Genomic DNA, 1,223 nt, shown 5'->3' with positions numbered 1-1,223 from the left:
ACGATTATTCTTCAACCGGTGGTATCGCCATTAATCTAAGGGGCTATGATCACTGGAATGTAGATGGCCTAAGCTTTGAGGACTATGCAACCGGTGTTTACATGAGAAATACTAATGGTTGCAATGTTGACAATTCCAAATTCTATCGCCTATACACATCCTCAGTCGCATTTGTCGATACACAGAATTCCGGAATGGATAACAATGACATCTCCTATATCCGATGGAATTCCATACAGGTACAGGGTACCGGTGCTGAGACAACAGAGAATATCCGCATCACAAATAATGAGATCAGCCATGGACTGGACCATGGAATGACCGATCTGATGGGTGATTTCAGGTACATCTACATTGAGAATAACGTGTACCATGATTCTGTCTGGTCTGCCATATACTCCCACCAGACTGCTGTGGATGGCTTCCATGATTCCGGATATGTTTATGTCATTGGCAATACGTTTTATAATGTGGGGTTTGGCATAAACTTTGATGATCCGGTCGATAACTCCGTCATCGACGGCAACCTTATCTATGATATCCATACCCCTGATGCTTCACATCGTCATATAAAAGTTTCAGATGCAACTTCAAATGTTATTATCTCTAACAATGATTTGTTTGGTGATGCCTATGATTACGTTTTACAGGCAAATATCCATGATTCTTTGATAAGTAATAATGTCATTACGGCAGCTGGTTATGATACTGAATACAGGTTCCTGAACGGGAATAATGTCTTACAGGATGCTATGGCCGATGGTAAATACACTTATCGTGCAAGAACAGAAGGTCGCCTGGACGTCAAATACACCGATGGCAGGGTCTTTACCGCAGATGATGTTGTTGTGGCCTATTATCCTGACAAAAGTACTTGCACATATTTTACAGGTACGAAGACGATCCGTTCATACGATATGACCCTGGATCCATCTACAGGGTATTTAGAGGACGTTACGGTCAATACTTATGACAAAGTAAACGATATTTATGAACTCTCAATTGGTTCTTCTGTCACATCAAATCCGACTTGGATAACTATCATGGACATCGAACCGAACAAGATATATGATATCTATCTTGATGGTGCGATCTATGGGCAGGAAGTGTGTGATGCAGATGGTACTCTGAGATGGCAATACACAGGAAACTGGAATGTCGCTCATGTCTTCACCTTCGAGTCCACCGGACAGGTTTCTCAGCCGGAACAGCCTGATGTGAAT

The 1,223-nt window shown here is 42.1% G+C and carries 1 protein-coding gene; it reads left to right on the top strand.

The window, feature by feature from the left end; translation table 11 throughout:
* Positions 1–1,223: right-handed parallel beta-helix repeat-containing protein (locus E7X56_RS11575; protein WP_135606891.1), on the top strand; the 1,223-nt coding region annotated here is incomplete at both ends.

This window comes from Methanococcoides sp. NM1, from assembly GCF_900774285.1.
Lineage (GTDB): Archaea > Halobacteriota > Methanosarcinia > Methanosarcinales > Methanosarcinaceae > Methanococcoides > Methanococcoides vulcani.
The sequence above is the reverse complement of the archived record's forward strand: the minus strand, read 5'-3'. Positions and strand labels throughout refer to the sequence as shown.